Genomic DNA, 24,494 nt, shown 5'->3' with positions numbered 1-24,494 from the left:
CTCAGTTTCCTTGATCTGGTGGTGGCGGGTGGTGCTTCAGCGGACCGGATGTCCCTCGGAGAGCAGCTCGCGGTGCAGCTCTCGCAGTTCGGCGCAGGGTGTCACCCCCAGTTCGTCCTCGAGCCTGGATCGCAGCCACTCGTAGGACGCCAGCGCGTCGCTGCGCCGTCCGCTGAGTCCCAGCGCGCGGATCAGGTGGGCGTGCAGGGTTTCGTCGAACGGGTCGGCGGTGGTCAGCGACCGCAGCACGCCGAGCATCTCCCGGTGCCTGCCCGACCGGATCTCGGCCTCGATCCACAGGTCGCGCGCGTTGCGCCGATGCTCCAGCAGATAGACGGTGTAGGCGGCCAAGGTCGGTCCACAGTGGATGTTCGCCAGCGGGGGACCGGACCACAGGTCCAGCGCGGTACGGAACGCGTGCGCGGCCGCCGCGTTGTCGCCTTCGTCCAGCAGGTCCCGGCCGAGCCGGTGGAGCCGCTGGAACTCCGACACGTCGACCACGCCCGCGTCGATCTCGAGCCGGTAGCCGGGCGAGCTGGTGACCAGCAGGCCGCCGTTGCCGCCGGGGTCGAGGTGGCGGCGGAGGTGGTGGACGTAGGTGTGCAGGGTCCGGCGGACACTGCGCGGGGGCGCGTCGTTCCACAGCTCGTGGACGAGGGAGTCGACGTGGACCGTCTTGCCGGGACGGATGAGCAGCATCGCCAGCAGTTGCAGGAGTTTCGGCGTGCTCGGCGCGCGGTCGGCGCCGCCGATGTGCAGCTCGAGTGGCCCCAGCAGCCTGGCCGTGTCACCCGCTTCGATGGTCATCGCGTGCATCCCTGCCCCTCCGGCGGAGTCCCCCTCGATGACGGTGACAGAGGCGGAACCTTCGGAACAGTGCCGGAAACACCCGGCTGGCCATGATTTCTTCGTTGCGCGGTATGCGATCGTCACGACCTGCGGCGATGAACCGGTTGTGGCAAAAGAGAAGACGCGGAACGGGTCAGAGCCAATCCGAATCGGTGGCGATGCGGATGGCGTCCACCCTGTTGCGGGCGTTGAGTTTCGTGACCACGGTGGCGAGATAGTTCCGCACGGTCCCCGGCGACAGGAACAGCTCCGCCGCGATGTCGGCGACCGTGCGCCCGTTCGCGGCGAGGCGGAGGATCTCCGCTTCCCGCGGGGTCAGCGGGCAGTCTTCCGTTTCCCAGGCGGACAACGCGAGTTCGCTGTCGATGACCCGGCGGCCGATGGCGACCGAACGGACGGCGTTGGCGAGTTTGTCGGCCGGCGCGTCCTTGAGCAGGAAGCCGTTGACCTTCGCGTCGAGCGCGCGGCGCACGGTGCCCGGGCGGCCGAGCGAGGTGAGGATCAGCGTGCGGACGCTCGGAAGTTGCTGGCAGAGCTCGGAAGCGGCCGAGAGCCCGTCCTTGGCCGGTAGATCGATGTCGATGATCGCGACGTCCGGGAGATACTCCGCGGCCATCGGGAGGATCTTGTCGCCGGAGCAGACCTCGGCGACGACCTCGATGTCCTGTTCGAGGTTCAGCAGGGCGACCAAGGCGCCACGGACCATGTGCATATCCTCGGCCAATAGGACTCGGATCACTCCGACCTCCTCTTCCCCAGAAACGTGCTAACTCTCAGTGTACATAGCAAACCCGGAAGAGTGAATCGGAATCGCACGATGCAAGGTTGCGTTTTTCCTCGGGGTCCCTCCGACATGATCAATGTGCCGGTGAGCTGCGGCGATGCGTCGGCTTCGAGGGTACTGAAACTGCGAGCGATCGATTACTGGCTGTCAGGTCAGAAGAAGGTAAAATTGCTACCTCGAGTGGTTTTCATTCCCTGTCGAGTACGTTCCATTCCGGTGAATCAGTCCGGCGAACGGGTGAATTCTCTCCATTCCGGAGACGGCGATGGACTGTTCGGCGGTACCGGCGCCGACCTCGATCGGACGTCGATCGCGGCATGGTCTCCTCGGCACGAGCCGGTTCGCGCGAAGCCGCCACTATCCACAAAGGACGTATGATGAGCTCATTGCTGGGTGCCCTGCGCAAGGTCATGTTCGCGCCTTCGCTGGCTTCGGTCGGCTTCGAGGGGCGCGGCTTCGGAGTGCCGCGGACGCCGTCGACCGCGCGGCTGGAGTCGATCCCGCAGTCGGTGGTGTGCGGCTTCGAGTGGGGGATCGACGCGCCGGCGCTGTGGGAAGCCGAACGGCGGCTGGACATGGTCGAGCCGGAGATGCGCGGATTCGCCTACGAGGGCGCGGCGATGGCGTTCACCATCCTCGACGTCATGCCCGGCGGCCGCAAGGACCGCACGGCCGAACTGATGAGCGGCCCCGGACTCCCGCACGTGTTCCTGACCTACATCGGCATCGGGTTCGCGATGGCCCGGCTGCCCCGGCCGCTGTGGAAGAAGGTGCTGCCGGAGCTGGACGGCGTGCCGTTCCACCCGACGATGAGCTGGCTGGCCGTCGACGGCTACGCGTTCGACCGCGCCTACTTCGACACGCGCAAATGGGTCGACGAGCAGTTCGTCCCCAAGCCGTACCCGTGGGCGGGCGCCCCCGCGTACTTCCCGCGCGCCTGCGACCAGGGCATCGGCCGGGCGCTGTGGTTCATCAACGGCGGCGATCCGGTGAAGGTCGCCGCGGCGGTGAACCGCTTCCCGTCCGGACGCCGTCCGGACCTCTGGAGCGGGGTCGGGCTGGCTTCGACCTTCGCGGGCGGCTGCGACCGGCCAGGGCTGGTGAGGCTTCGCGAGGCGGCGGGGGAGCACCAGGACGAGCTCGGGCTCGGCGTGGTCTTCGCGGTGAAGGCGAGGACGTTCTCGTCGTTCGTCCCGCCGCACACCCGCCGTGCCGCTCGCGCGCTCGCCGGGCTGAGCATCGAGGAGGCCGTTCAGCTGGCCGACTCGACCGAGGTCACCGAGGACGCCGCCGACGGGACGCCCGCGTACGAGCTGTGGCGGCAGAACATCCGGGAGGGTCTGGCCCCGTCGGCGGGCCGGCTCTCCGCCTGAGGTTCCGTGGATGTCAGGAAAGGGTCGTTCAAGACGTTTCCCGTCCTGAACGACCCTTTCCTGACATCCGGGCGAGGGTCAGGCCGCGCGCTGGAACGGCTCCGGCCGGTGCCGCAGATCGGGCAGCGCGAGCAGGACCGGCGGATCGAACAGGCGCTTGGGCCGCATCCGCAGGTCCGCGAGCCGCGCGGTGACCCCCGGCTCGACGGTGATCGGACCGTGGTGCCCGGTGTACCCGGTGCCGCGGCGCGTGAGCGGGCCGGTCACGCAGTGCGCGACGAGGTGCCAGTCCCCTTCCGGGACCTCGGTCAGCTGATAGGGGCCGGGGGCGTCGATGACCGTGTACCGCACGGGCGCGCCCTCGGGGATCCGCGTCGGGAAGAGGCCGACGAAGACGAGGCCGGGCGAGATCTCCGGCGGCGCCGACACGAAACCGCGGACGATCGCCCGCTTCGGGCCGGGACGGGGCTCGCCTGCCAGGCGGCGCTGGAAGCCGCCCTGCCGCCGGTACGCGGACGGGGACAGGCCGACGCGGCTGCTGAACCGCGTGCTGAAGGTGCCGACGCTGTTGTAGCCGACGCGGTGGCTGATGTCGGCGACCGTGATCGAGGTGGTCAGCAGCAGGCGCTTGGCCTCGTCGAGCCGCAGCGCGGACAGGAACCGGCCGGGCGAGACCCCGGTGGCCTGCTGGAACACCCTGGTGAAATGGAATTTGCTGAAGGTCGCGGCGCGGGCGATGTCGTCGATAGTGAGCTCTTCGCCCAGTTTCTCGTTCATGGCCCCAATGGCTCGCTCCACGGCTCGCCGGACAGTCTCATCCATTGTGCCGTCCTTTCGCTCGAGGATTTCTGGCATGCTTTGCGGTTTCCGACAGTAGTGTTCGCCACGGCTTCTCCTGAAGTGCTTGATTCACCGCCGGATATGGATTCATGTGTGCGGCGACGTGAAAATTTCACGGGGTGTGGAGCATGCGAAAACCATGGTCCACCGGTGGTGCGCGCACTGGATCCTGGTGGCCGGTGGCCGCAGAATTCCTGGTAGCGCATTCACGCCGGAACCTCCCCGGCCGTGTTGGCGCGGTCCGAAGAACGTATTCCCGCGGCAACACAGAACCGGCCCTTGACCGCGTCCCCCGCGGCGGTCAAGGGCCGGTTTCCATTTCGCGGAACGAGTGTGTGAGGATAGTATCGTCGGCTCGTGGGGCGAGACGCAGGCGAAAGGCAGATGGGGTCGATGATCAAGGTCCTGGTGGCCGAGGACATGCACATTGTCCGGGGGGCCCTGGTCGCGCTGCTCGGATTGGAACCCGACATCGAAGTCGTCGCCGAATGCGCCAGCGGCGACGAGATCCTCCCGCTCGCCCAGTCCGCGCGCCCCGACATCGCGCTGATCGACATCGACCTCCCGGGCAAGGACGGGCTCACCGCGGCCGCCGAACTGCACGAGCAACTGCCCGGCGTGCGCACGCTGATCCTCACCTCGCTCGGCAGCCCCGGCACCCTGCGGCGGGCGCTGGCCGCGAAGGTCAACGGATTCCTGCGCAAGGACGCGCCCGCCGACCGGCTCGCCAACGCGGTCCGCGGGGTAGCCGCCGGACGGCGCGTCGTCGACGGCGACCTGGCGCTCGCCGCCTGGGACAGCGAGGAATGCCCGCTCACCGCCCGCGAGATCGAGGTGCTCCGGCTGGCGTCGGTCGGCTCCGATCCGACCGAGATCGCCGCCGAGTTGTTCCTGTCCGCCGGCACCGTGCGGAACTACCTGACGACGATCGTTTCGAAGCTCAGCGCCCGCAACCGGGTCGACGCCGTGCGGATCGCGCGCGAGTCCGGCTGGCTGTGACGCCGGCCCGCCTACCGGGCGGGGACGTTCATCGTCGCGTGGGCGAGATCCACGGCGAACTCGCCGGGAGAAGCCGCTTCCGCGAGCAACCGGCGCTGGCGGGTCGCGCCGGTCCCGTGTTCGAAGAGTGAATCCAACCCACGCTCGACGTCTTCGGCGTCGCCCGCGGCCGTGAGCGCCGGCCGGATGAACTCGACGAGTTCGCCGAGCAATTCCCGCTGATCGGCCTCCCGGCCGGTGAAGACGTCGACGCCCGGCCCGTCGAGACCGCGGCGCGCGGCGGCCGCCAAGGCGGCGTCGATCCGGGCACTGCGGGCACGCGGCGGTCTCGTCGTCGCGGCGCAGGTCGCGACCAGCCCGCGCACCAGCGCCGCGAGGAGCACGGCGTCGTCGACGGCGAGGCAGACGTCGGCGATCCGCACCTCGACCGTGGGATGCCGAGGGGAAAGACGCGCGTAGAAGTACACGCCCGCCGCGTCGAGCGCGGCGCCGCGGCGCAAGGCCTCCCGGATGCTCCGGTCGTACGCGGCCGCACCGGGCCATTCCTCGGGTGGCTTCGCCGTCGGCCACCGGTTCCAGATCGGGAAACGCCGGCTCGCCCAGCCGGAATCGGCGCCGTTCTCCACCGGGGAGTTGACGCTGAGCGCCAGCAACGGCGCGAGCCACGGCCGCAGCCCGGCGAGGACGCGGGCGCCGAGATCCCGCGACGGCAGGCCGACATGCACATGACAGGCACACGTCCCGGCCTCGCCGATCAGCTCCGGGAACGCCTGCGCCATCCGCCGGTAGCGCGGTTCGGGCGTGAGCGTGTCTCCCCGCAGGCCGCCGGGCGGGATCCCCGCCGCCACCATCAGGCAACCGTCGGCTTCCGCCGCCGTCGCGACCATCTGCCGCAGCCGCGTCAGCTCCGAGCGCACCTCGTCCAGGCCGCGGCAGACGCCGGTCGCGGTCTCGATTTGGAACCGCATCAGCTCACCGGTGACGTCGGGCCCGGGGGTAAGGCTTTCGAGAAGCTCGGGCGCGCGCAACGCGACCGAGCCGTCGACCGGGTCGAGCAGGACGAACTCTTCTTCCACTCCAACGGTGTAGGTCATGCCGTCGACCGCCATGGTTCCCCGTTCGTGGTTTTTCGCCGGTGAACCTCCGAATCTGCCCCTTCGGGCGCGGCGAGGAAAGGGCCGGTGTGCTGAACTTCGTTGCGGCGAAAGTGTTTCGTGGCCTCACGGACGGTCTAGTCTTCGTTCATGATCGATCTGTATCCACCTGCCGAGCCGTATGACAAGGGACTGCTCGATGTAGGTGACGGCAACCTCGTCTACTGGGAGACCTGCGGGAACCCCGCCGGGAAGCCCGCGGTCATGCTGCACGGCGGCCCCGGGCAGGGCTGTACGCCGGGGATGCGGCGGATGTTCGACCCGGCCCGCTATCGCGCGGTGCTGTTCGACCAGCGCGGCTGCGGCCGCAGCACCCCGCACGCGAGCGACCCGGCGACCGACATGCGGCACAACACGACGGACCATCTCGTCGCCGACATGGAACGCCTGCGGGAACACCTGGGGATCGAACGCTGGCTCGTCACCGGCGGTTCTTGGGGCACCACCCTCGCGCTCGCCTACGCCGAACGATTCCCGGAGCGGGTCACCGAGATCGTCGTCAGCTCGATCAGCACGACACGGCCCTCCGAGATCGACTGGCTGTATCACGGCGCCGGCCGGTTCTTCCCCGAGGAATGGGCCCGTTTCCGCGGTGATCTCTCCGGTGACCTGGTCGCCGCCTACGCGCGGCTCCTGGAAGATCCCGACCCACGGGTGCGGATCGACGCCGCCCGTTCCTGGTGCCGCTGGGAGGACACCGTGCTCTCACTCGAACCCGGCGCGACCGTCCACAATGGTCCGATCGGCGAATGGGAACTCGCGTTCGCGCGCATCGTCACGCACTACTACTCCCACGCCGGCTGGCTGGAGCCCGGCGCGCTGATCCGCGATGCCGGTCTGTTGCGCGACATTCCCGGAGTGCTGATCCACGGCCGTCGCGACCTGAGCTGCCCGGTGGACACGGCCTGGGAACTCGCCCGCGCCTGGCCCGGCGCGGAGTTGCTGATCGACGACGATTCAGGACACCATTCGAGTGACGTGAAGCGGGCTTGGAAGCTCGCGGCGCTGGACCGGTTTGCTTCGTCTTAAGCGAGCAGACAATCCCTTACCTGGCTTAGCTGAGTCCTGGTGGCTCCTCCCTTCGTCAGGTAGTTGTATGCGCCTCCGTGGCGGTTCTCCAAGTGGGCCAAAGTACGGAGAATCGTGTCGCCGCTGCATCCTTCCGTGAGCGCGTAGTCCTCGGCGATCGCCGCGGGTGGCACGCCCGCGACACTCAGCGCGAGCGCGACGAGAACTCCCGTCCGATCGCGCCCGGCACTGCAGTGCACCGCGAGCGGACCGGGCGGAGCGTCGCTCAGCTGAACGAAGACGCCGGTGATCTGACGTCGGTTGTCGTCGAGCATCGTGCGGTACGCGTCCGGCATGGTGGTGCCTAGTTCGGCCAGTTCGGCGATCAAGGGCGCGTTGCGGTACACCGGATCGTCCGCGAACGGACTGGGCTCCAGTTCGGTTTCCCGCGCCCATCGGAGGTCGAGTATGCGGCCGATCCCCGCCGCCCGGACCGCTGCTTTCCCCTCGGTGGTCAACCGATTGTGGCTGTCGGAACGGAAAAGCACGCCGGAACGGATCCGCCGTCCATCGGCCGAGAGCAAGCCGCCGACGTCGCGGCTGTTGGAGCAGCCTTCCCAAAGCAACTTCATCGAGCGACTCCAAGTTTTCGTCAGTTTCGTGGTTTTCGAGCTTAGGCGGCTCACGGGGTCGGCCTATGTCCGTAGGTGCATGGTGTTGCGCCTTGGTGTGCCGGTGGGGTCGAGGTAGGCGGGCGGGGTGAACTCGGGGAGTCCGTCTTGGGCGATCTGGACTTTCCATTCGCTGCGGTGGATCAACCGGTGGTGTTTGGTGCAGAGGAGTACGAGGTTGTCGATTTTGGTTTCGCCGTGGTGTCGCCAGAAGACGATGTGGTGGGCGGTGCAGCGTGGGACGGGCATGTCGCAGCCCGGGAACGCGCAGCCTCCGTCGCGGATAGTGAGTGCGTATTTCTGTGCCAGCGACACGGTGCGTTTGGATCGGCCGATGTCGAGGGGTTCGCCTGCGGTGCCGAGGACGCCGGGGCGGACGCGGGCGTCGCAGGCGAGGATCCGCGCGTCGGTGGCGCTGATCGGTCCGACGAGGTCGAGGTGGGCTTCGCCGATGTCCCGGATCAGGTCGTCGTAGGACATGGTGATGAGGATGTGGGTGGCTTCGCCTGCTTGGCCGGGGAGGTTGCGGCTGGTGGTCTTCAATCGGACGTAGTCGGTGAAGGCGTCCCCGTAGCGTTCGTCCTGTGTCCGAGCATCACGGACCCCGTCGATGGCCTTGTGGGGTTTGGCCATCGGATCCAGGTCGGACTTCAAGCGGGCGTAGGTTTCCAGGTCGAGTCGGGCTTTGAGGCCTAGGGTGCCGTCGCGGTGTTTGATGAACCGTAGTTCGGGGCGGGTGTCTTTGGGGTCTTCGTTGCGGGGTTCTTTGCCGTCGGGGTCGAGTTCGTCGAGGAGGCGGCGTCCGGCGCGGGCGATCTGCCTCGGCCCGGCGTGCCGGGCCAGCTCGACGAGGATCTTCTCCCCAGTCCGCACCTCTTCCTCGGGAACGGTGGAGGGGATGCGGGCGAGCGTCTTGATGATCGCGTCGATCTGACCCCCACCGATCGCGCCCTCCGCAGCAGCCTCAGCCGTCAACGGAGCCAACGGCGGCTCGGGGTCCCCACCGATCGTTGGGCCGGGATGCAGAGCGAGGACCCGGTCGGCGCGGGCGGTGGCTTCTTTGTCTGAGACCAGGAAGTCCTCGAGAATCAATCCCGTCAACGTCGAATGACCCGAGCAGCCACGGATCCCGCGGGAATTGATTTCGGCGAGGATCGCGTTCTGCTCGGCATCCAACTGGCGCTTAAGAACTTCGAGTTCCTGTTTGCGGGCGTGCAGCGTCGCGGTGTCGACGCGCCACCACTCGGTGGTCGTCTTCGGGGATGCATCGTCGCTGGACACAAGATCAATAGTACGCCGAATCGAACACCTGTGCTATGACATATTCAGACTATAGGCGGTTTCAACGGATCAATGCGCCACCTGAGTCTAGCGGGAGTTTGTTGAAGACTTCGGTAGGCTTGAGTCAGCCAAGGGTCTCACGTGGACGGTCAATGAGTTCGTTCGTCGAAGGTGCTGGCAAAGTAGACCGTTGCTGCCGCGTTGCCATGGTGAGTGCGGGTCGCAGAAGTAGGCGGGCATGTCGGTGGCAATGGTGAACTTGGCGTACCGGCAACGCGGTCAACTCACGCTCCATCGCGTGCAACGGAACACCGCGAGCCGCGCCCATCACTCGGCAACATCATCACGATCCCTCGTGGCGCAATGACAGTTTGACTCCAATATATCGCCCCAGAAAATGGCCTACGGGCTCCTGTGATCGGCAGCAGGTGCCGGAATTCCACTCGCGCCCAGGAAATGGGTGGCCGCAATCAGCCGGCTAACTACGGCCACCCCACCGAACCAGCCGGGATCACGCGGCGCGGTGAATGACGATGTCGTCCAGCCGCGTGCGGGCGTGGATCTTGACGCCGCCCTCGCCGGCGGGCGCGAGGGAGTTGTGCACGGATCCCTTGGTGCTCTTGGCATCCACCGTCGCGGTGTCCGCGTCGACGCCGACCTCGATGCCGCCGGAAGCGTTCATCAGTTCGGCCTCGCCGCGCGACAGCCGCCCGACGCGGATCGGGCAGTTCGCCGCCGACGCGACGACGTCACCGTCGGCGCGGTCGATGTCGAAACTTCCGCTGGAGCCGGAAAGTTCGACGTCGGACCGGGCGTGCCCGATCCAGACCTTCCCGGTCGAGCCCGAATACTTGACGGTGCCTTCGACCTCGCCGATCCGGACTCCGGCCGAGCCGCCTTCGATGTTCACGGCCCCGGCGACGTGCCCGATCGCGATCTCGCCTGCCGCGAGGTCGCCTCGCACCGCCGCGGCGCGGTCGATCCGGACCTGTCCGGACGACATCTCCAGCGCGCAGTCGCCGAACCGGCCGTCGGCGTCGACGTCCGACCAAGCGGTGTTCAGGGCCAGCTGAGAACCGGTGGGCACCTCGATCGTGATCGCGACCGAGCCGTTCTTGCCGCCCGCCTTCTTCGTCTCGATCGACAGCTTGCCGCCATCGAAGCCGACCTTGGTGTTCTCGGCGACCTTCACGTCCGACTTGCTCGTGGCGTCGATCGGCTCGACGAGGACCACCGTGTCGGTGCGGTCGCTCGCGGTGAGGCGGACCCGGGCGCCGGCGACGGTCAGGGTGGCGGCGATCGGCTGCGGGGTGGGGAAGACGGACATCTCGAACTCCTTGGTGGTGGTGATCTCTCGTGGTGAAAGCAACGATCGCCGACCCGCCTGACACCGGACCGCCATGGCGCTGACACGCCGGAGACACCGGGCCCCTCGCGAGAACACGACGGGCCCGGGCTCAATCGGTGATCACTCCGCGTACGGCTGATCCGTGCTCTTCCCGCTGTAGCTGATGCTCCAGACGTAGCCGTCCAGGTCCGCGAAGGTGCCTCCGTACCCGCCCCACGCCAGGGCGCCCGCGGGCTTCAGGACCGTGGCCCCGGCCTTCTCGGCCTCAGCGACGATCTCGTCGACGCGCGCCTCGCTGCGGACGACGTAGCTGAGGACCAGTCCGCTGAAGCCATTGCCCTCCGGGCTCGTGCCCACCTGGGCCGCGAGGCCTTCGCGGCCGTAGAAGCCGACCCAGGTGCCGCCGTCCGGTTCGAAGAACACCGAGACGCCGTAGTCGTCCTTGATCTTCCAGCCGAGGCCCTCCGTGTAGAACGCCTTGGACCTGGCCAGGTCCTTGACGCCGAGGAGGATCGAGCTGACGTGCGCTTTCATGATGATCTCCTGGATTCGAAACGGGTGGTCGGACCGGCGATGTCACATCGGGACGGGTTCGCCGGTCATTCGCAGTGACAGACCCGGACGGAGGAATGTGACAGATGGCCGAGCAGGAGTGGGTGAGCGAGCGGTTCGCCGAACACCAGGGCCGCTTGCGGGCGGTGGCCTACCGGATACTCGGCTCGCCCGGAGAGGCCGAGGACGCGGTGCAGGAGGCGTGGCTGCGGGTCAGCCGCGCGGACACCGACGAGATCGAGAATCCGGCGGGCTGGCTGACCACGGTCGTCGCCAGGGTCTGCCTGAACATGCTGGAAGCCCGCCGCGCCAGACGGGAGGAGTCCGCGGGGGCGATGCCGCCCGAGCCCGCCCTGCCCGATGTCACCAGGGAAGACCCGGAGGACGAGGCGCTGCTGGCCGACTCGGTCGGGGTCGCGCTGATGGTGGTGCTGGACAAGCTGAACCCCGCCGAGCGGCTCGCGTTCGTCCTGCACGACGTGTTCGCCGTGTCGTTCGGCGAGATCGGCACGGTTCTCGGCCGTTCGCCGGCGGCGGCCAGGCAGCTCGCGAGCCGGGCCAGACGCCGGGTGCAGACCGCTTCCGACGAGACCGACGCGGCGCGATCCCCGAAACGGGAGGTCATCGTCGCCTTCCTGGCCGCCGCCCGGAACGGGGACTTCGAAGCCCTGCTCGAAGTGCTCGACCCGGACGCCGTGGTCGGCGAGGTCCGCGGCGGCCACGCGGTCGCGACCTTCTTCTCCGGTCGCGCGGAGGCGGCCCGGCCGGCCCTGGTCGGCGGGGATCCGTCGGCGGTCTGGTCGCATCGCGGCGAAGCGAAGGCCGTCTTCACGTTCAGCGTTCGCGACGGGAAGATCACCCGGATCGACATCGACACGGACCCGGAACGCCTTCGCGGTCTCGAAATCGTCTTCCTCAGCGCCAAATGATCCGGTTCTTCTCGTGCACGCTCGCCGTCCACGATCTCGGCAGCGCGCTCGGCTTCTATCGTGACGTGCTCGGTTTCACCGTGTGGAGTGACGGACCGGTGAGCGTCGGGCCGCCTTCGCAGCCGGACGTGCGGATCGTCCTCGAACCACCCGACGCGGACCGCGGTGCCTCACCGGCCGACCGGTCCGCGATCGAAGACCTGATGTCCAAGGCCTTGCTGAACCGGCTCGTCTTCGCGACCGACGACTGCGACGGCACCTTCGAGCGCATCGAGGCCGCGGGCGCGGAAGTGATGCAGGAACCGATCGACCGGCCCGGGGGAGTACGTGATTGCGCCTTCCTCGACCCCTCCGGCAACATGCTGCGCTTCATCCAGAGGAAGGAAGCTTGACGTCCTCAGGCGTCTTGTCCGCCCGCAAACCCCGCCACGTCGTATGCCGCAGCCGGCCGTCCGGCGTCCAGTTCCGGTGCACGACCTCGCCGACGAGTTCCGGTTCCACCCAGTGCGCCCGCCGTGCCCGATCGCGCGGGACCTGCGAAGCGAAGGGAGGCTTCTTGCGCTCCAGTGGAGTGAGCCGGGCATGCAGGTCTTCGAGGACCTTGTCGGTGAACCCGGTCCCGACGTCGCCGATGTACCGCAGGTCCCCGGCTTCGTCGTGGGCGCCGAGCAGCAACGCGCCGAGCGTCCCCGAGCGCCGTCCGTCGCCGGGCCGCCAGCCGCCGATTACGACCTCCTGGGTGTGCCACAGCGCCCGTTTGACCCACTGCCGTGTGCGCTTGCCGGGGTAATACCGGCTGTCGAGCTTCTTCGCGATCAAACCTTCGAGCCCGTGCTGCCGGACGACGTCGAGCAGCTGATCGGGCGAGACGTCCTCGTCGGTGTACCCCGGTGGGATGGCGATGCGGCCGCCGGCGCCCAAGGACGTCAGCACCTCGCGCCGGGCCTCGTACGGCTCGTCGAGCAGGACGTCGCCGTCGAGGAGCAGCACGTCGAAGGCGAAAAAGTGCACCGGGCTGCGTTCCAGCAACGACGCGTCCGGCGTGCGCAGGTGCCGGGTCTGGAGCAGCGGGAAGCTGGGCCGTCCCTGCTCGTCGAGCACGACGATCTCGCCGTCGAGGACGGCTTCGTGTCCATCGAGCGCCTCGCCGGTGACATCCGGGTACGTCGCCGTGATGTCGAGCCCGCGGCGGCTGGTCAGGCGCGTTTCGCCGTCGCGCGCGACACGCAGGCAGCAGCGGTAGCCGTCCCATTTGTATTCGTACCCCCACCCGCCGGTGGGCAGGTCACCGTCGGTCGCCAGCATCGGGGCGATCGCGTCCGGCACGGTACTCATGCCTCACGGTACCCCGGAAACCCCGCCGGTGATCTATCGTCGAAGGGTGCCTGAGGAGCGGATAACGGTCGAGGTCGAGGGGCGGCGGCTGGGGCTGTCCAATCTGGACAAGGTGCTCTATCCCGCGCACGGGTTCACCAAACGCGAGGTTCTCGACTACTACCGCCGGATAGCCCCGGCGATGCTCCCGCACCTGCGTGACCGCGCCGCCACCTTCCGCCGGTTCCCCGACGGGGTCGACGGCGAACCGTTCTACGAGAAGAACGTTTCCCGCCACGCGCCCGATTGGGTGCGCACCGCGCGGCTCACCAACCGCGGCCGCCGGGGCGGGGAGGAGACGCTCGACTACCCGGTCGTCGGCGATCTCCCGACGCTGATGTGGGCGGCCAATCTCGCCGCGCTGGAACTGCATGTTCCACAGTGGACGGTCGGCCCGCGCGGCGCGCGGAGATCACCCGATCTGCTGGTGTTCGACCTCGATCCCGGGCCGCCCGCGGACGTCGTCGACTGCTGCCGGGTGGCCGAGACACTCAGCGACCTGCTCATCGGAGACGGTCTCACGGTGTACGCGAAGACCAGCGGCAACAAGGGAATGCAGTTGTACTGCCCGGTGCGCACGCGCTCCGACGAACGCACCTCCGAGTACGCCAAGGCCGTCGCGGAGGAACTCGCGCGCCGGTCACCGGAAACCATCGTCGCCAAGATGACGAAGGCGATCCGCCCCGGCCGCGTGTTCATCGACTGGAGCCAGAACAACACCGCCAAGACCACCATCGCGCCGTACTCGCTGCGCGGCCGCGCCGTCCCGACCGTCTCCACGCCGGTGACCTGGGAGGAGGTCGAAGCCTGCCGCAAGGCCGCCGACCTGCTGTTCACCGCCGAACAGGTGCTCGAACGCGTCGAGGAGATGGGCGACCTGTTCGGGGACATCGCCGAGCACCGCGCGGCCGTTCCCCAACGGTGACCGGGCTCATGTTTGAACCGCGGCCATCGGGAAAACCTCAGGTCAGAGGAGTGACCCCGAATGACCGAACACACCAAAGACCCCGAAGGCTGGTCATCGCGAGCCCTGGCCATGCTGCGAGCCGTGGCACAGGGCAGGGCCGAGATCACCGTCAGCCTGGAGCCCGATCTCTACGTCGACGGCCTGCCGTGCAGTGACCAGAGCACGGCCCACCGCTTGGCCCACGCCGGGCTGATCCGGACCCCCGGCGGCGGCGTTCCCGGCAGCCGGGTACCCGCGGAATTGTCCGAAACAGGACAGGATCTGCTGCAGCCCTTGGCGCCCGCCGCTTAGCGAAGAGCAACCCGGAAAGACCACTGTGGACTCCCGCCCGTTCCGCATACGATCTGCGGAGCGGGTGCGCGGGGGTGCGTGCCCACCGGGCTGGTGCCTCCGGGGCCGGTGAGGATGTGGCTGTTGACCGGGTATCACACGCTGGCCGAGACCGAGAACGCCGTCCGGGCCAAACTGGGCGGTATCCCGCTGCTGTGGGAGCGGATGGAGGCGGTGGCCAACCTCCACCGCGCCGCGACCGCGGTCCGGCTGCACTTCGAGAACTCGGTACTGCGCACGGCGGGCCTCACCTGGACCGCGTTCGTGGTGCTCTGGGTGGTGTGGATCTTCGGCGAGAAGGAGACCAGGCACGTCGCCGCGGAGTCCGGGATCACCAAGGGGACGCTGACCGGGGTGATGAAGACCCTGGAGGCGCACGGCCTGGTCACCCGGCGCAAACACCCCGTCGACGGGCGGCTGGTGCTGCTCGCGCTGACCCCGGAGGGCGAGCGGCTGATGCGGGAGCTCTTCCCGGAGTTCAACCAGGAGGAAGCGTTCGTCACCGAACGGCTCAGCTCCGAGAAGTGCACCGAGCTGGCCGCTTCGCTGCGGGAGATCGTCCGGCAGCTGGAGGAGAAGGGCGAGGAGCGGCGGACCCGGGGGAGCTGACCCCTACCGAAGACGGTTGCGCGAAACCTCCGGCGACTCCTACGTTTTTTGGAGCCGAACGAAGCGAAGGGCGCCCTTGATGGACTTCCGGTACTGGCTCGGTCAGGCGTTGACGTCGAACGAGGCGTGGGCGGAGACGTTCACCCCCGTCCGGCCGCATCCGTCGCTGGAGATCTCCGACGGGCGGTTCGAGACGGCGTTCGAGGAGCTCACCGAGCGGTTGAAGGACAACTACCCGTTCTTCCACCCGTCCTACGCCGGCCAGATGCTCAAACCGCCGCATCCGGCCGCGGTGGTCGGCTACCTGACCGCGATGCTGGTCAACCCCAACAACCACGCGCTCGACGGTGGCCCCGCGACGGCCGAGATGGAACGCGAGGTCGTCCAGGCCCTGGCGACGATGTTCGGCTACACCGAGCATCTGGGGCATCTGACCACCAGTGGCACGATCGCGAACCTCGAGGCGCTGTTCGTCGCGCGGGAAACGCATCCCGGCAAGGGCATCGCGTACAGCGCCGAGGCCCACTACACGCACGGCCGGATGTGCGGCGTCCTCGGCGTCGAGGGGCATACGGTGCCCGTCGACGCGCGCGGCGCGATGGACCTCGACGCGCTCGAAGAGCTGCTGCGCACCGGGAAGATCGGCACCGTCGTCCTCACCGCCGGGACGACCGCGCTCGGCACGGTGGAGCCGATCCACGAGGCGCTGGCGCTGCGCGAGCGCTACGGCGTCCGGGTGCACGTCGACGCCGCCTACGGGGGTTTCTTCCGGCTTCTGTCCGGTTTGGACGGTCCGGAGGGGCTGCCCGAAGCCCCGTGGCACGCCATCGCCGAGGCGGACTCGATCGTCATCGACCCGCACAAGCACGGCCTCCAGCCCTACGGCTGCGGCGCGGTGCTGTTCTCCGACCCCGCGGTGGGCCGGTTCTTCCTGCACGATTCGCCGTACACCTACTTCACCTCGGAAGAGCTGCATCTCGGCGAGATCAGCCTCGAATGTTCCCGGGCGGGCGCGGCCGCCGCCGCGTTGTGGCTCACCTTCCGCGTCCTGCCGCCGACCCCCGACGGACTGGGCAAGGTGCTCGCGGCCGGGCGCCGCGCGGCGCTGCGGTGGGCGAAGCTGCTGGAGGACTCCGAGCGGTTCGACCTGTACCAGCCACCGGAACTCGACATCGTCACCTACTTCCCCCGCACGGAGCCGCTTTCGCTGTCGAGGATCGACGAGGAGAGCGCGCGGATCCTGCGGACCGGAATGGCCGCGGCCAGGGAACCGGTGTTCCTCAGCACGCTGCGGATCGGCGAGGCGCAGTTCGGTCTGCGTCACACCGGGGTCGACGCGGATGCGGACGGCGCGAGGATCCTGCGTAGCGTGCTGATGAAGCCCGAAAGCGAGGACCACGTCGACCGGCTGCACGAGCGGCTGGAAGAGTTGTCCCGCGGTTGAGCTCGCCAGTACCGCAGACGAATGGATCCACCATGCCCGCACCAGGTCCCGCCGAACCCGTGACCGCGATCGAGACGAAAACGCTCGGAAACGGGTTCCGGCGCCGGCACGTCACCATGCTGGCCATCAGCGGGGCGATCGGCGCCGGGCTGTTCGTCGGTACCGGCGCGGGGATCAAGACCGCGGGCCCCGGCATCCTGCTGTCCTATGTGGTCGCGGGCCTGCTCATGGTGCTCGTGATGCGCATGCTGGGCGAGATGGCGGCCGCCGAGCCGAGCAGCGGCTCGTTCTCGGTGTACGCGGAGAAGGCGCTCGGCCGCTGGGCCGGGTTCACCGTCGGCTGGCTGTACTGGTCGCTGCTGGTGGTCGTGGTCGCCGCCGAGGCGACCGCGGCCGCGGCGATCGCGAACGAGCTGCTGCCCCAGGTTCCACAGTGGACCTGGGTGCTGCTGTTCATGGCGGTGCTGACCGTGGTGAACCTGTTCGCCGTGCGCTCGTTCGGGGAGTTCGAGTTCTGGTTCGGCGCGATCAAGGTGACCGCCGTGGTCGCCTTCCTCGTACTCGGCACCCTCGCGGTGTTCGGGGTCCTGCCGGGCACGACGCCGGTCGGGCTGAGCAATCTCACCGGACACGGTGGCTTCCTGCCCAACGGCCTCCAAGGGGTGCTGACCGGCCTGCTCGCGGTCGCGTTCTCCTTCGGCGGCATGGAACTGGTGACCATCGCGGCGGCGGAGTCCGACGACCCGGCGGGTTCGATCCGCCGCACCACGCGCACGGTCATCGTGCGGCTGCTGCTGTTCTACATCGGTTCCGTGGCGCTGATGGTGCTGTTGCTGCCGTGGGAATCCGCTTCGGCCAACACCAGCCCCTTCGTCACCATCCTGGAGAAGGTCGGGGTGCCGTCGGCGGCACTGCTGATGAGTTTCGTCGTGCTGACCTCGTTGCTCTCGGCGCTCAACGCGAACCTCTACGGTGCCTCGCGGATGGTGTTCTCCTTGGCCGAACGCGGTGAAGCGCCGCGCGCGATGCTGAAACTGTCCGGCACGGGTGTCCCGCGGACGGCGGTGCTCGCGTCGGTGGCCTTCGGTTTCGTGGCCGTGCTGCTGAACTTCCTCGCCCCCGAACACGTGCTTCCGTTCCTGCTCAACGCCATCGGGGCGAACATCCTGCTGGTCTGGATCTTCGTCGCCGTTTCCCAGCTGCGGCTGCGGAAGGCGGCGGAACGCGACGGCACGGCCGCCGGCCTGCCGGTGCGGATGTGGGGTTTCCCGTGGCTCAGCTGGGTCGCGCTGCTGGCGATGGCGGGCGTCCTGGTTCTCATGTGGACGGACGCCGACGCGCGGACGCAGCTGTTCACCAGTGGCGCGGTGGCCGTGCTGATCGTGGTGATCAGCCTGCTCAGGCGACGTCCGCGACGCTGAACAGTTCGCGCTCGACCCGGCTCAGCGCCAGCCGGACCGCGCCGAGCGCGACCGCGTCCTCACCGAGCGCCGACGTTTCGACGCGCACCGGGAACAGCGCCAGACGGGCCAGTTCGGCGCGCAGCGGCACCGTCAGCGGGTCCTCGGCGCCGCCGATCACCACCAGCTGCGGGTCGACGGCGATGATCGTGGCGGCGACGAGCTCGACGAATCCGCCCGCCTGCCGCAGGGCGCCGATCTCGCCCGCCGCCCCGTGGTGGCCCGCGTGCGGCTTCCCGCCGAGCAGCAGGCCCAGCGAGACGACGGGTCCGGCCCGTACGTAGACGACGTCGTCGAGGCCGTGCGCGGCGCCGCGCCAGTGTTCGGCCAGCGTCGCGAGTTCGGTGTCGTTGCCTGCCAGCACCGGGCAGCCGCCGCCGAACTCCGCCGGCAGGTCGACGCCGGTCCAGCCGGGAAGCCGGTAGTTGTGGACGACCTTGCCGCCGGACACCACACCGGTGGTGCCGACACCGAGCATCCGCAGGTTGGCATGGCCTTCGACGGCCGCGCCGAGCACCCGGTGCGCGGCGCCGAGCCGGTCGGCGGCGGCCGTTTCCGGGGTGAGCCCGGCCCTCGCCCGTCCGACGACGTCGCCCCGCAGGTCGGCGACCAGGCACAACGCCTGATGCGGGCCGATCTCGAGGCCGGCGACATGCCCGGACTCCTGGCGGAACCGGTACCGCTTGGCGGGTCTGCCCCGCGGCCGCGGGGCGCCGGGGGAGAGCGGGACCTCCTCGACCAGACCCTGTTCGCCGAGGTCCGCGGCGATCTCCTCGACGGTCGGCCGGGAGACCTCGCTCGCCTTGACCAGTTCCGCGAGGGTGAGCTCCTCGGCCGCGTACAGCGCGCGCAGGACGGCGATGGCGTTGAGCCGCCGCAGCAGTGACGGATCCCCTCCGGACAGCCTGGCCATGCGACTCCCTAGGCGGTGACGCGTTTGTCGTACTGGGCGCGCGCGAGGGCGATTTCGCTCTGGTGGTCCTCGGTCCAGGTGACCAGCGACTGGATGGTCTTGTGCAGCGTCATGCCCAGCGGCGTCAGCGCGTACTCGACCCGGGGCGGCACCACCGGATAGACGGTCCGGCTCACCAGCCCGTCGCGTTCCAGATGCCGCAGCGTGGTGGTGAGCATGCGCTGGCTGATGCCGTCGATCTTGTACTTGAGCTCGGTGAACCGCAGGGTGTTGCGGTCCAGCAGGGCGATCACCAGGAGCGACCACTTGTCCGCCACCCGGTCCAGGATCTGGCGGACCTCGCAGTCCTCGCGCGTGTCCCACTGGAAGGCCTCGTAGTCCTCCTCGGTGAGTTCACAACGACTAGGTGAGTTCAAAGTGCCTTCTTCCATGGTCATCGATGGTGACGGAAGATCCCCTTGGTTACAAGAGGGAACCGACCGGCCGATGAGTAACCGTCGGTTCCCGTTCACCGAGGGAGATCCGATCTTGAGCAACTCGCAAACGCTTCCGCGTGCCGACCGGATGGGCGGGCGGGCCTGGGGCGTGCTCGTAGTGCTGTGCGGCGCCATCTTCCTGGAGGGCATCGACGTCGCGATGCTGAACGTGGCGCTGCCGTCCATCCGGGCCGAACTCGGCCTGTCGACCGCGACGCTGAGCGGCGTGGTGAGCGCCTACGTGCTCGGCTACGGCGGGTTCATGCTGCTGGGCGGGCGCGCCGCAGACCTGTACGGCCGCCGCCGCATGTTCGTCGGCTGGCTGGTGGTGTTCCTCGTCTTCTCCGGGCTGGGCGGCTTCGCCACCGAAGGCTGGATGCTGCTGCTCGCCCGGTTCGTCACCGGCGTCGCCGCGGCCTTCATGACCCCGGCGGGCCTGTCCATCATCACCACGAGCTTCGAAGAGGGCCCGAAGCGCAACAAGGCCCTGCTGTTCTACGCCGGCACCGGGGCGGGCGGCTTCTCGCTCGGCCTCGTCATCGGCGGCCTGCTGACCAGGATCGACTGGCGCTGGGTGTTCTTCACCCCGGTGATCCTCTCCGCGGTCATCCTGCTCGCCGCGCTGTGGCTCATCAAGGAACCCGCTCGCGACGAACGCGGCCCGCGTCGCTTGGACTTCGCCGGAGCGGTCACCGTCACGACGGCGATGCTCTTGATCGCCTACGCGGTGGTCCGGCTGGAACACCCCGGGCAGGGCTGGGGCTGGACCGTCGCCTCGTTCGCCGGGGGAGTGGCCGCGCTGGTGGCCTTCGTGTCCGTCGAACGCCGCTCGCCCGCGCCGCTGGTGCGCCTGGGCATCCTGAAGTCGGGGCCGCTGGTGCGGGCGAACGTCAGCGCGCTGCTGTTCGCGGGCTCGTTCTTCGGGTTCCAGTTCCTGGTCACGCTGTACCTGCAGGAACTGCGGGGCTGGTCGACGGTGGAGACGAGCCTGGCGCTGCTGGCGGTCGGGATCGACGCGATCCTCGCGCCGACGCTCACCCCGCGGCTGGTGGCGAGGTTCGGCAACACGCGGCTGATCTTCGGCGGTCTCGTGCTCGCGGCCGTGTCCTACGCGCTCTTCCTGCCGCTGGGCCTGGACTGGACGTACGCGGCGATGTTCCCGTCGATGATCATCCTGGGTCTCGGCTTCGCGCTCGCCTACGGTCCGCTGACGATCGTCGCCACCGACGGGATCGCCGAGGACGAACAGGGGCTCGCGGGCGGTCTGCTGTACACGGCGTTCCAGTTCGGCGCGGCGCTCGGACTTTCCGTGGTGACCGCCGTCAACGTCGCCGTCCTCGGCGCGGGTGGTTCGCCCGAGGCGGCGCTCGGCGGGTTCCGGGCGGCGCTGGTCGTGCCGCTGGTGATGGCCGTGCTCGCCGCGATCGTCATCGCGGCCGGCCGTCAGCGCGTCTCGGCGAAGGAAGCCAGGTTGGCCAGCGAGGAGGCGATCCCGGCCTCGTGATCGGCCTGGCCGATGCCGGACGGCACGTCCGTCGCGGTGACGGTCACTTCGGTGCCGTCACCCGCGGCGGCCAGGTCCCAGGTCATCGTCATGGTGCCCGCGAACGCCGGGTCTTCGGATTCGAAGACGGCCTTGTGCACCACGCGTTCCGCGGGCACCAGGTCGGCGAACCCGACCTCGACGACGTCCGTCGCGTCCGACGATTTGCCGGGCGCGGCGGACGCGTCGAGGTAGGTGAGGGTCATCCGGAAACCGCCGCCGGGCCGCGGATCCCAGTGCTCGATCCGGCCGCGCATCCCTTCGGGCGGCAGCCAGGCTTCGAGCGACTCCCAGTCGAGGAGTGCCTGGTAGACGGTCTCGGGCGGGGCGGCGATCGTCCGGCTGCCGCTGTCGATCCTGGCCATGGCGCCGAGTCTAGGGCGCGCTGTCCTCGTCAGGGATGCCGAGGAGTGATGGTGTCGCGGGTGATCGATTCCACCTTCTCCTGCGCCTTCTTGGCGTCGGTGACCCAGAGCTTGTAGAAGTCGAACGGGCAGTCCGCCACCCCCTTGTCGCCTTCGTCCGCGTCCTGCACGCCGGTGTACCCGCGGTGCAGCAGCTTGAAGATGTGGTTCTGCGACTGGTCGTAGGTCCGCGCGTCACGGATCGCCGAAACCGAAAGCTGCGCGTACTGGATCCCGTATTCCTCTTCGCCGGTCTCGCCGAGCGTGCGCCCGTCGAAACCGATGATCGCGGAATGGCCGAAGTAGGAGTACACGCCGTCGAAACCGGCGGCGTTCGCCACGGCCACGTAACAGTTGTTGGCCCACGCCATCGCCTTGGCCATCAGGATCTGCTGTTCCTTGGCCGGGTACATGTAGCCCTGGCAGCGCACGATCAGTTCGGCGCCCTTCATCGCGCAGTCGCGCCAGATCTCCGGGTAGTTCCCGTCGTCGCAGATGATCAGCGAAATCTTCATGCCCTTGGGCCCGTCGCTGACGTAGGTGTCCTCGCCGGGGTACCAGCCTTCGATCGGGCACCAGGGCAGGATCTTGCGGTATTTCTGGACGATCTCGCCGCGGTCGTTGATGAGCACGAGCGTGTTGTACGGCGGCTTGTCCGGGTGGTCCTCGTGCCGCTCGCCGGTGATGGAGAAGACGCCCCACGTCTGCGCCTCCCGGCACGCGGCGGCGAAGATCTCGGTCTCCTCGCCGGGAACCGTCGCGGCGGTCTCGTACATTTCCTTCGGGTCGTACATGATGCCCTGCGTCGAGTACTCGGGGAACACGACGAGGTCCATGCCGGGAAGGCCGGACTTCATACCCACCACCATTTCGGCGATCTTGCGGGCGTTGTCGAGGACTTCGGCCTTGGTGTGCAGCCGCGGCATCTTGTAGTTGACCACCGCGACGCCGACCGTGTCCGGGCTGGCGGAAATGTCACCGTGTCGCATGAAGACTCCTTTTCTCGGAACGGTTTTTCAGGACGGGTAAACGCCGGTGAGGCCGAGGAAGGCGGGCACCGTGCAGGTGGGCTGGCTGAGCAGCAGGGCGGTCCAGCCGGTGAACCGCGTCAAACGCTCCTTTCCGAGGCCGAGAACCAGGAAGAACAAGGTCCACAACAGCGCCCAGGACAACCAGATGGCGCCGAACACCGGATCGTCGTCGTGCCAGAAGGCGATTCCCGCGTACACCACGGCGGCGCCCGCCACGAAGAGCGAGAACCAGCCGATGCCTTCGGGCGCCAGGCCCGCGAGATTCGCGATGCCGACGTACAGATAGGTGAAACCGAACAGGTACAGGCCGGACGCGGCGAGGATCGCGTCCCGGTCGTCGCCCGCCTGCACGATCAGCACGGTCGGGGTGACGCATTGGAGCGCGCCGACGAACAGGTTCAGCACGGCCGCCGACCGCGGCGGTATCCGGCCGAGCAGCATCAGGCCGTTGATCATCAGAGCGGCGCCGACGTAGAGCAGGCCCACGCTGCCCATACTCACCTCCGCGTAATCGACGTCACGTGGAATAATTTCAAATGAAAGTATGTGGTGCACCGGGGTGAGTCAAGGGGCGGATTTCAGAGCCGGGTGAGGACTTCGAAGTCGTAGCCGTCGGCGACCGCGAGATGGACGTGCTGATCGGCCTGCTGCCCTCGGAATTCGACCGTACCGCGAGGGCCGTGATAGGCGACGCCGTCGATCGCCGCGTTGAGCGCGGGAAGCTCCGGCGTCCCCGCCCGGCGGACGAGCTCCGCGAGCGTATGCAGCCCCTCGTAACAGGATTCGGCGGCGTTGTTGAGCGCGGGGGCGCCGGGACCGTTGCGGTCGACGTAACGGCCGAGCAGGTCCATCGCGTCGGCGGTGACCATGGAACGGAAGTAGGCGGCGGAGACGTAGAGGTTGCCGGTGGCGTTCGCGCCGCTCGCCAGGAGCATGTTCTCCTCCATCAGCGGGCTGAACCGGACCAGCCGGTCGCTGAGCCCGTGCGCGGCGAAGGCGCGGTTGAACCGCACCGCGTCCTGTCCGACCAGCAACATGAGTACACCGTCGCTTGTGGACTGTTCGATCCCGCGGACCACTGTGGACATATCGCCGGCGCCGAGCCCGACGAACGCCTCTCCGGTGATGCGCAGATCGAGATCCTTGGCGTACTGCCGGATCGCGCGGGTCGAGCGGTGCGGCCAGACGTAGTCGTCGCCGACGACGAACCAGCGCCGGGTGCCGAGGTGATCACGCAGCCAGCGCAGGGCCGGTTCGATCTGGCAACGCGGTGTCTCGCCCGTGCAGAAGATGCCCGAGCGGCGCTCGCCGCCTTCGTAGAGCGACGTGTAGACGTACGGGATCCTGTCGGCCACGACCGGCGCGAGCGCGTGCCGGATCGACGAGATGTGCCAGCCGCTCACCGCGTCGACCCGTCCGCTGTCGACGAGACGCCGCAGGTCGCCCGCCACTTGCGCGGGGGTGCCGCCGCCGTCGACCACCTCGGCCTCGACCTGGCGGCCGAGGATCCCGCCGGATTCGTTGAGCTCGTGGACGGCCAGCTCGGTGATCGCCTCGCACGACGGGCCGAACAGCCCGGCGGGCCCCTGCAACGGGACCACCATGGCCACACGCCAGGTGTCGTCGCGGGGCCGGGTGGCGAGGCGTAGGGGCATGGCGCTCCGTGCGGTGGCCCGGTAAGGTCAAAGTGCTTTCACCTGGAAGTATTGCGAGGGTGTCCGGTTTTGGCAAGGGGACGGGATATGGGGACACGCGGCGTCACGACCGCCGGAACGTCGCTCACCGGCTCGCTCACCCGCGCCGCCCGTGCCGTCGCCGCCAGGGTCGAGCAGGTGCTGGCCAAGGAAGGCCTCACCCTGGACCAGTGGCTCGTGCTGGACGCGCTGAGCGGCAAGGGCGGACTCGCCATGGCCGACCTCGCCGACCGGACGCTCGCCACCGCCCCGACGCTGACGAGGGTGGTGGACAAGCTGGTCACCACCGCGCAGGCCTATCGCGAGGTCGACACCGCGGACAGGCGTCGCGTGCTCGTGCACCTCAGCGCCCGCGGCCGCGCGACGTACCGCCGCGTGGCCACGAAGGTGGCGGAAGTGGAAGCCGGTCTCGACGTGCCGGACGACGTGCTCGCGGCCCTGCGGGAGCTCGGCGCCTGAAA

The 24,494-nt window shown here is 68.6% G+C and carries 27 protein-coding genes and 1 pseudogene; 12 read left to right on the top strand and 16 right to left on the bottom strand.

Annotated features, from left to right (window positions below; translation table 11 throughout):
• Positions 1 to 36: 36 nt before the first annotated feature.
• Positions 37 to 816 (bottom strand): AfsR/SARP family transcriptional regulator, encoded by a 780-nt coding sequence (locus tag DMC61_RS38650; protein ID WP_125695427.1) that lies wholly within the window; start codon positions 814 to 816, stop codon positions 37 to 39.
• A gap of 166 nt (positions 817 to 982) precedes the next feature.
• The gene (locus DMC61_RS38645; protein WP_125695426.1) at positions 983 to 1,588 is read right to left on the bottom strand and encodes a DNA-binding response regulator; all 606 of its coding nucleotides are present in this window, start codon (positions 1,586 to 1,588) and stop codon (positions 983 to 985) included.
• A gap of 422 nt (positions 1,589 to 2,010) precedes the next feature.
• Here DMC61_RS38645 and DMC61_RS38640 point away from each other — a divergent pair, with 422 nt between their 5' ends.
• Positions 2,011 to 3,006 (top strand): DUF1702 family protein, encoded by a 996-nt coding sequence (locus DMC61_RS38640; RefSeq protein WP_199750207.1) that lies wholly within the window; start codon positions 2,011 to 2,013, stop codon positions 3,004 to 3,006.
• A gap of 78 nt (positions 3,007 to 3,084) precedes the next feature.
• On the opposite strand, the gene DMC61_RS38635 is transcribed toward DMC61_RS38640, so the two are convergent.
• A complete protein-coding gene (locus tag DMC61_RS38635; protein ID WP_016332248.1) occupies positions 3,085 to 3,783 on the bottom strand; it encodes an AraC family transcriptional regulator in 699 nt (232 codons plus the stop codon).
• A 456-nt stretch (positions 3,784 to 4,239) separates the two neighbouring features.
• Here DMC61_RS38635 and DMC61_RS38630 point away from each other — a divergent pair, with 456 nt between their 5' ends.
• On the top strand, positions 4,240 to 4,845 hold the full coding sequence (locus tag DMC61_RS38630) for a DNA-binding response regulator (RefSeq protein WP_043848645.1): 606 nt from the start codon (positions 4,240 to 4,242) through the stop codon (positions 4,843 to 4,845).
• Positions 4,846 to 4,856: 11 nt separating this feature from the next.
• Here the strand turns inward: DMC61_RS38630 and DMC61_RS38625 are convergent, their stop codons facing one another.
• Positions 4,857 to 5,939, bottom strand: coding sequence for a glutamate--cysteine ligase (locus tag DMC61_RS38625; RefSeq protein WP_233595093.1), 1,083 nt, complete (start codon positions 5,937 to 5,939; stop codon positions 4,857 to 4,859).
• Positions 5,940 to 6,089: 150 nt separating this feature from the next.
• On the opposite strand from DMC61_RS38625, the gene pip reads away from it, so the two are divergent.
• Positions 6,090 to 7,028, top strand: coding sequence for a prolyl aminopeptidase (pip, locus tag DMC61_RS38620; RefSeq protein ID WP_125695423.1), 939 nt, complete (start codon positions 6,090 to 6,092; stop codon positions 7,026 to 7,028).
• Here the strand turns inward: pip and DMC61_RS38615 are convergent.
• The 5 genes and pseudogenes from DMC61_RS38615 to DMC61_RS38600 form a co-directional block, all read right to left on the bottom strand.
• Complete coding sequence (locus tag DMC61_RS38615) at positions 7,025 to 7,639, bottom strand: tyrosine-protein phosphatase (RefSeq protein ID WP_125695422.1); 615 nt, start codon at positions 7,637 to 7,639, stop codon at positions 7,025 to 7,027. The two genes, pip and DMC61_RS38615, sit on opposite strands and share 4 nt — an antisense overlap.
• 63 nt (positions 7,640 to 7,702) lie before the next feature.
• Positions 7,703 to 8,959, bottom strand: a complete 1,257-nt coding sequence (locus tag DMC61_RS38610) for an HNH endonuclease signature motif containing protein (protein ID WP_125695421.1) — start codon at positions 8,957 to 8,959, stop codon at positions 7,703 to 7,705.
• 141 nt (positions 8,960 to 9,100) lie between these two features.
• Positions 9,101 to 9,217: pseudogene (locus DMC61_RS42050) on the bottom strand (IS30 family transposase); the annotation flags it as partial.
• A 253-nt stretch (positions 9,218 to 9,470) separates the two neighbouring features.
• Positions 9,471 to 10,286 carry a DUF4097 family beta strand repeat-containing protein gene (locus DMC61_RS38605; protein ID WP_125695420.1) on the bottom strand — a complete coding sequence of 272 codons (816 nt, stop codon included), beginning with the start codon at positions 10,284 to 10,286 and terminating at the stop codon, positions 9,471 to 9,473.
• A gap of 141 nt (positions 10,287 to 10,427) precedes the next feature.
• Complete coding sequence (locus DMC61_RS38600; RefSeq protein ID WP_125695419.1) at positions 10,428 to 10,841, bottom strand: VOC family protein; 414 nt, start codon at positions 10,839 to 10,841, stop codon at positions 10,428 to 10,430.
• Positions 10,842 to 10,945: 104 nt separating this feature from the next.
• On the opposite strand from DMC61_RS38600, the gene DMC61_RS38595 reads away from it, so the two are divergent.
• Together DMC61_RS38595 and DMC61_RS38590 are read left to right on the top strand one after the other, a co-directional pair.
• Complete coding sequence (locus DMC61_RS38595) at positions 10,946 to 11,788, top strand: sigma-70 family RNA polymerase sigma factor (RefSeq protein ID WP_125695418.1); 843 nt, start codon at positions 10,946 to 10,948, stop codon at positions 11,786 to 11,788.
• Entirely contained in the window at positions 11,785 to 12,180 is a 396-nt protein-coding gene (locus DMC61_RS38590; protein ID WP_125695417.1) for a VOC family protein, read from the top strand. The genes DMC61_RS38595 and DMC61_RS38590 overlap by 4 nt, the downstream gene beginning before the upstream one ends.
• Here DMC61_RS38590 and ligD (DMC61_RS38585) read toward each other — a convergent pair.
• Positions 12,158 to 13,123 (bottom strand): non-homologous end-joining DNA ligase, encoded by a 966-nt coding sequence (gene ligD / locus DMC61_RS38585; RefSeq protein ID WP_125695416.1) that lies wholly within the window; start codon positions 13,121 to 13,123, stop codon positions 12,158 to 12,160. The two genes, DMC61_RS38590 and ligD (DMC61_RS38585), sit on opposite strands and share 23 nt — an antisense overlap.
• A gap of 46 nt (positions 13,124 to 13,169) precedes the next feature.
• Between ligD (DMC61_RS38585) and ligD (DMC61_RS38580) the strand changes: the two genes are divergently transcribed.
• The 5 genes from ligD (DMC61_RS38580) to DMC61_RS38560 all read left to right on the top strand — a co-directional run bounded on the left by ligD (DMC61_RS38580) (position 13,170) and on the right by DMC61_RS38560 (position 17,933).
• Positions 13,170 to 14,087, top strand: coding sequence for a non-homologous end-joining DNA ligase (gene ligD, locus DMC61_RS38580; RefSeq protein ID WP_125695415.1), 918 nt, complete (start codon positions 13,170 to 13,172; stop codon positions 14,085 to 14,087).
• Between the two features lie 60 nt (positions 14,088 to 14,147).
• On the top strand, positions 14,148 to 14,420 hold the full coding sequence (locus DMC61_RS38575; RefSeq protein WP_125695414.1) for a hypothetical protein: 273 nt from the start codon (positions 14,148 to 14,150) through the stop codon (positions 14,418 to 14,420).
• A gap of 114 nt (positions 14,421 to 14,534) precedes the next feature.
• A complete protein-coding gene (locus tag DMC61_RS38570; protein ID WP_123798827.1) occupies positions 14,535 to 15,068 on the top strand; it encodes a MarR family winged helix-turn-helix transcriptional regulator in 534 nt (177 codons plus the stop codon).
• 79 nt (positions 15,069 to 15,147) lie between these two features.
• Complete coding sequence (locus DMC61_RS38565) at positions 15,148 to 16,512, top strand: aminotransferase class V-fold PLP-dependent enzyme (RefSeq protein ID WP_125695413.1); 1,365 nt, start codon at positions 15,148 to 15,150, stop codon at positions 16,510 to 16,512.
• Between the two features lie 32 nt (positions 16,513 to 16,544).
• Complete coding sequence (locus DMC61_RS38560) at positions 16,545 to 17,933, top strand: amino acid permease (protein ID WP_125695412.1); 1,389 nt, start codon at positions 16,545 to 16,547, stop codon at positions 17,931 to 17,933.
• Here DMC61_RS38560 and DMC61_RS38555 read toward each other — a convergent pair.
• Entirely contained in the window at positions 17,911 to 18,885 is a 975-nt protein-coding gene (locus DMC61_RS38555) for an ROK family transcriptional regulator (protein ID WP_125695411.1), read from the bottom strand. The genes DMC61_RS38560 and DMC61_RS38555 overlap by 23 nt on opposite strands.
• An 8-nt stretch (positions 18,886 to 18,893) precedes the next feature.
• Complete coding sequence (locus tag DMC61_RS38550) at positions 18,894 to 19,322, bottom strand: helix-turn-helix domain-containing protein (protein ID WP_081809649.1); 429 nt, start codon at positions 19,320 to 19,322, stop codon at positions 18,894 to 18,896.
• A 49-nt stretch (positions 19,323 to 19,371) separates the two neighbouring features.
• Here DMC61_RS38550 and DMC61_RS38545 point away from each other — a divergent pair, with 49 nt between their 5' ends.
• Positions 19,372 to 20,865, top strand: a complete 1,494-nt coding sequence (locus DMC61_RS38545; protein ID WP_370456449.1) for an MFS transporter — start codon at positions 19,372 to 19,374, stop codon at positions 20,863 to 20,865.
• Here the strand turns inward: DMC61_RS38545 and DMC61_RS38540 are convergent.
• From DMC61_RS38540 to DMC61_RS38525, 4 genes are all read right to left on the bottom strand, one after another.
• Positions 20,805 to 21,269: an SRPBCC family protein gene (locus tag DMC61_RS38540; RefSeq protein WP_125695410.1), complete on the bottom strand. Its 465-nt coding sequence runs from the start codon at positions 21,267 to 21,269 to the stop codon at positions 20,805 to 20,807. The genes DMC61_RS38545 and DMC61_RS38540 overlap by 61 nt on opposite strands.
• 29 nt (positions 21,270 to 21,298) lie before the next feature.
• Positions 21,299 to 22,297, bottom strand: coding sequence for an aliphatic amidase (locus DMC61_RS38535; protein ID WP_125695409.1), 999 nt, complete (start codon positions 22,295 to 22,297; stop codon positions 21,299 to 21,301).
• A 27-nt stretch (positions 22,298 to 22,324) separates the two neighbouring features.
• Positions 22,325 to 22,834: an AmiS/UreI family transporter gene (locus tag DMC61_RS38530; RefSeq protein ID WP_370456448.1), complete on the bottom strand. Its 510-nt coding sequence runs from the start codon at positions 22,832 to 22,834 to the stop codon at positions 22,325 to 22,327.
• An 83-nt stretch (positions 22,835 to 22,917) separates the two neighbouring features.
• The gene (locus DMC61_RS38525) at positions 22,918 to 23,994 is read right to left on the bottom strand and encodes a substrate-binding domain-containing protein (protein WP_255431801.1); all 1,077 of its coding nucleotides are present in this window, start codon (positions 23,992 to 23,994) and stop codon (positions 22,918 to 22,920) included.
• An 87-nt stretch (positions 23,995 to 24,081) separates the two neighbouring features.
• Between DMC61_RS38525 and DMC61_RS38520 the strand changes: the two genes are divergently transcribed.
• Positions 24,082 to 24,492, top strand: coding sequence for a MarR family transcriptional regulator (locus DMC61_RS38520; protein WP_125695408.1), 411 nt, complete (start codon positions 24,082 to 24,084; stop codon positions 24,490 to 24,492).
• The last annotated feature ends 2 nt before the right edge of the window (positions 24,493 to 24,494 follow it).

This window comes from Amycolatopsis sp. WAC 04169 (assembly GCF_003947535.1).
In the GTDB taxonomy this organism is placed as follows: domain Bacteria; phylum Actinomycetota; class Actinomycetes; order Mycobacteriales; family Pseudonocardiaceae; genus Amycolatopsis; species Amycolatopsis keratiniphila.
The sequence above is the reverse complement of the archived record's forward strand: the minus strand, read 5'-3'. Positions and strand labels throughout refer to the sequence as shown.

Coding starts and splice junctions, on each gene's coding strand:
- DMC61_RS38630 (WP_043848645.1), top strand. CDS start 4,240: ATGATCAAGGTCCTGGTGGCCGAGGACATGCACATTGTCCGGGGGGCC.
- DMC61_RS38560 (WP_125695412.1), top strand. CDS start 16,545: ATGCCCGCACCAGGTCCCGCCGAACCCGTGACCGCGATCGAGACGAAA.
- DMC61_RS38595 (WP_125695418.1), top strand. CDS start 10,946: ATGGCCGAGCAGGAGTGGGTGAGCGAGCGGTTCGCCGAACACCAGGGC.
- DMC61_RS38520 (WP_125695408.1), top strand. CDS start 24,082: ATGGGGACACGCGGCGTCACGACCGCCGGAACGTCGCTCACCGGCTCG.
- DMC61_RS38570 (WP_123798827.1), top strand. CDS start 14,535: ATGTGGCTGTTGACCGGGTATCACACGCTGGCCGAGACCGAGAACGCC.
- DMC61_RS38540 (WP_125695410.1), bottom strand. CDS start 21,269: ATGGCCAGGATCGACAGCGGCAGCCGGACGATCGCCGCCCCGCCCGAG.
- DMC61_RS38600 (WP_125695419.1), bottom strand. CDS start 10,841: ATGAAAGCGCACGTCAGCTCGATCCTCCTCGGCGTCAAGGACCTGGCC.
- DMC61_RS38650 (WP_125695427.1), bottom strand. CDS start 816: ATGCACGCGATGACCATCGAAGCGGGTGACACGGCCAGGCTGCTGGGG.
- DMC61_RS38550 (WP_081809649.1), bottom strand. CDS start 19,322: ATGACCATGGAAGAAGGCACTTTGAACTCACCTAGTCGTTGTGAACTC.
- DMC61_RS38555 (WP_125695411.1), bottom strand. CDS start 18,885: ATGGCCAGGCTGTCCGGAGGGGATCCGTCACTGCTGCGGCGGCTCAAC.
- DMC61_RS38615 (WP_125695422.1), bottom strand. CDS start 7,639: ATGAAGTTGCTTTGGGAAGGCTGCTCCAACAGCCGCGACGTCGGCGGC.
- DMC61_RS38605 (WP_125695420.1), bottom strand. CDS start 10,286: ATGTCCGTCTTCCCCACCCCGCAGCCGATCGCCGCCACCCTGACCGTC.
- DMC61_RS38575 (WP_125695414.1), top strand. CDS start 14,148: ATGACCGAACACACCAAAGACCCCGAAGGCTGGTCATCGCGAGCCCTG.
- ligD (WP_125695416.1), bottom strand. CDS start 13,123: ATGAGTACCGTGCCGGACGCGATCGCCCCGATGCTGGCGACCGACGGT.
- DMC61_RS38640 (WP_199750207.1), top strand. CDS start 2,011: ATGAGCTCATTGCTGGGTGCCCTGCGCAAGGTCATGTTCGCGCCTTCG.
- DMC61_RS38530 (WP_370456448.1), bottom strand. CDS start 22,834: ATGGGCAGCGTGGGCCTGCTCTACGTCGGCGCCGCTCTGATGATCAAC.
- DMC61_RS38535 (WP_125695409.1), bottom strand. CDS start 22,297: ATGCGACACGGTGACATTTCCGCCAGCCCGGACACGGTCGGCGTCGCG.
- pip (WP_125695423.1), top strand. CDS start 6,090: ATGATCGATCTGTATCCACCTGCCGAGCCGTATGACAAGGGACTGCTC.
- DMC61_RS38545 (WP_370456449.1), top strand. CDS start 19,372: ATGAGTAACCGTCGGTTCCCGTTCACCGAGGGAGATCCGATCTTGAGC.
- DMC61_RS38565 (WP_125695413.1), top strand. CDS start 15,148: ATGGACTTCCGGTACTGGCTCGGTCAGGCGTTGACGTCGAACGAGGCG.
- DMC61_RS38590 (WP_125695417.1), top strand. CDS start 11,785: ATGATCCGGTTCTTCTCGTGCACGCTCGCCGTCCACGATCTCGGCAGC.
- DMC61_RS38635 (WP_016332248.1), bottom strand. CDS start 3,783: ATGAACGAGAAACTGGGCGAAGAGCTCACTATCGACGACATCGCCCGC.
- DMC61_RS38525 (WP_255431801.1), bottom strand. CDS start 23,994: ATGCCCCTACGCCTCGCCACCCGGCCCCGCGACGACACCTGGCGTGTG.
- DMC61_RS38625 (WP_233595093.1), bottom strand. CDS start 5,939: ATGACCTACACCGTTGGAGTGGAAGAAGAGTTCGTCCTGCTCGACCCG.